This is a genomic window from Martelella sp. (assembly GCF_984369615.1).
This window is the reverse complement of the sequence record NZ_CFHTCS010000452.1, coordinates 1-2985: the sequence shown is the minus strand read 5'-3', so window position 1 is coordinate 2985 and position 2985 is coordinate 1. Positions and strand designations below refer to the sequence as shown.

Genomic DNA, 2985 nt, shown 5'->3' with positions numbered 1-2985 from the left:
GCGGCTCATTTCGGGCATGCGCGGCAGCACGTTGATGACGGCGTAGTTGGAAAGTTCAGCGTTGGTCGCCGCCTGTCTGGCAAGCTCCAGCGCCTTCTCGATGGATTTGCCCGCCGGAACGACATATTGCGCCAGATTCCACCGCTCCCCGGTATCGGCATCGATCGAGCGGCCGGTCAGCATCATGTCCGTCATCCGCGCCACGCCCATCAGGCGCGCGGTGCGCACCGAGCCGCCGCCGCCCACAAAGATGCCGCGCTGGCCTTCCGGCAGGGCGAAAAAGGTCGTCTCGTCGGCAACGCGCACCTGTGCGGACGATGCCAGCTCCAGCCCGCCGCCGACAACGGCGCCGTGCAATGCGCAAAACCAGGGAATCGGTCCAAACTCGATCCGGCCGAAGACCTCGTGCCAGCGGCGCGAGCTTTCGACGCCTTCGAAGGCCGACTTCTTCACATGTTCGGAAAGGTCCAGCCCCGCGCAGAAATGCCTGCCATTGCCGAAGATGACGCCGGCCTTCGCCTCCGTGCGCGCCCGCTCGATCGCATCGGCCAGCGCTTCGACAAAACGGTCACTGATCGCATTGCGTTTGTCCGGACGATTGAGCCCGAGAAGCGCGACCTCGCCGCGCAATTCATAGGTTACCAGCTCCGCCTCTGTCGTCACTGCATGCTTCCTTTCGACCATTCCAGTTTTCTCTATACGAGAAAATATTTTCCCTGTAAACAATACACTCAAAAACTGTATAACCTGAACCTGTCCCGCCGTCGGGAGCGGCCGGACGGGCAAAGATCTCAGCGAGGATTTCGCGGCCCGGAGTGCCAGGGACGCTCGAAAATTGGAGGAGGATCCATGACAGACATGGAGAAGATACGTCCGGTGCGGGTCTGGGAGCCGCGCATCCGCGTGGAGGACCGCGCCGACGGCAGCCAGATCATATGGCAGGATGATGAACTGGGCGACTATCCGGCGCGCCTCGGCGACCGTATTCTGCACTTTGCCGAAACCGTGCCCGAGCGCGTGTGGATGGCCGAGCGCGACGCCGACGGGGCGTGGCGCACGATCACTTTCGGCCGGCTGCGCGACCTGATGCGCCGCGTCGGCGCCTTCCTCCTCGACCACGACCTTTCGCCCGAACGGCCGCTGATGATCCTGTCGGAGAATTCGCTCGAACACGCCGTCATCGCGCTGTCCGCCCAGTATGTCGGCATTCCGTCTGCCGCCGTGGCGCCGGCCTATTCGCTGATCCCGGAGGGGCGCGCCAAGCTTCGCGACATTGCCGGCGAAGTGACGCCCGGCGCGGTCTTCGCCAAGGATGCGGATCGGTTCGCGGACGCGATCACCGAGGTCATCGATCCTGCCGTGCCGCTCATTCTGGCGGGCGGCACTGTTCCCGGCCGTGATCATGTCGACTGGGATGACGTGATTGCGACCGAGCCTTCATCGGCGGCCGACGAGGCCTTTGCCGCCACGGGACCGGACACGATCGCGAAATTCCTGTTTACCTCCGGCACCACCGGAACACCCAAGGCGGTGATCCAGACCCAGCGGATGTTGTGCGCCAACATGGCGCAGGTGCTTGACTGCTATCGCTTCCTCGGCGACGAGCCGCCGGTCCTGGTCGACTGGGCTCCCTGGAACCATGTTGCCAGCGGCAACAAGGTGTTCAACATCGCGCTTTACAATGGCGGCACCTATTATATCGACGCCGGAAAGCCGACGCCGAAGGGCATGGCCGAGACAATCCGCAATCTGCGCGAGATATCGCCGACCTGGTATTTCAACGTGCCGGCGGGCTATGAAGTGCTGTGCGAGGCGATGGAGAAGGACCCGGTCCTGCGCGACACCTTTTTCAAGAAACTGAAGATGATCATGTATGCGGGCGCGGGCATGGCGAGCCACACCTGGCATCACCTCAACGCGCTTTCCGAACGCTCCACCGGCTTCTTTACGCTGATGGGTTCGGGGCTCGGTTCCACCGAGACCGGCCCGTTTGCCATGTTCTCGACCGAACCGCAGGACGAGCCGGGCAATTGCGGCGTTCCGGCGCGCGGCGTCACCATGAAACTGGTGCCCACCGGCGGCAAGATGGAAGTGCGTTTCAAGGGACCGAACGTCACGCCCGGCTACTGGCGGCGGCCGGACCTGACGGAAAAGGCCTTCGACGAGGAAGGCTTCTACAATATGGGCGATGCGCTGCGCCCCGCCGTTCCGGGCGATCCGGCGCGCGGCTATCTGTTCGACGGGCGCACGGCGGAAAACTTCAAGCTTCAGACCGGAACCTGGGTCGCCGTCGGCGCGATGCGGGCAAAGCTGGTCGACGCCATGGGCGGGCTGATCCGGGACGCGGTGATTGCCGGCGAGGGCCAGTTCGAGCTCGGCGCCCTGCTCGTGCCTTTCCGTCCGCAAATCGAGCGTCTGGTCGAAGGCGGGGCCGAGATGGATGACGCGGCGCTTTATGCGCATCCGACGGTGCTTGACCGGCTCGGGGAACGTCTGACGGATTTTGCCGGACGCGCGACCGGCTCATCGAACCGCATTGCCCGCGCCATGCTGCTGACGGCGCCGCTGCGCATGGACAAGGGTGAGGTGACCGACAAGGGCTCGGTCAACCAGCGGGCGGTTCTCGCCAACCGCGCGGACCTGGTCGATGCTCTTTATGCGGGCGGCCCCGAGGTAATCATCGCGGAAAAGCCGCAAGGCAGAAAGGCGGGCTGACAATGAAGGTTGAGGGCATGGCCGCATTGGTGACCGGTGCGGGTTCGGGGCTCGGCGCGGCAACCGCGCGCGCGCTTGCGGCAAGAGGCGCCAGGGTGACGGTGCTGGACATGAACGGCGAGGCGGCCGAGAAGATCGCCGCCGAGATCGGCGGACTGGCCGCCATCGGCGATGTTTCCAGCGGGGCTGACGTCAGCGCCGCGCTTGATGCCAGCGAAGCCGCCCATGGCACGGTCAGGATCGCGGTGAGCTGCGCCGGAATCGGCACGG

Annotated in this window: 3 protein-coding genes; 2 read left to right on the top strand and 1 reads right to left on the bottom strand. The window is 64.7% G+C overall.

Annotated elements, in window-relative coordinates; translation table 11 throughout:
• Window positions 1-684, bottom strand: a 684-nt coding sequence (locus AC5DC2_RS22045) for a crotonase/enoyl-CoA hydratase family protein (RefSeq protein ID WP_491700032.1), incomplete at its 3' end; no start/stop codon positions are given.
• Window positions 685-849: 165 nt separating this feature from the next.
• Between AC5DC2_RS22045 and AC5DC2_RS22040 the strand changes: the two genes are divergently transcribed.
• Window positions 850-2715 carry a feruloyl-CoA synthase gene (locus tag AC5DC2_RS22040; RefSeq protein WP_491700031.1) on the top strand — a complete coding sequence of 622 codons (1866 nt, stop codon included), beginning with the start codon at window positions 850-852 and terminating at the stop codon, window positions 2713-2715.
• A gap of 2 nt (window positions 2716-2717) precedes the next feature.
• On the top strand, window positions 2718-2985 hold a 268-nt coding region (locus AC5DC2_RS22035), incomplete at its 3' end, for an SDR family NAD(P)-dependent oxidoreductase (protein WP_491700030.1).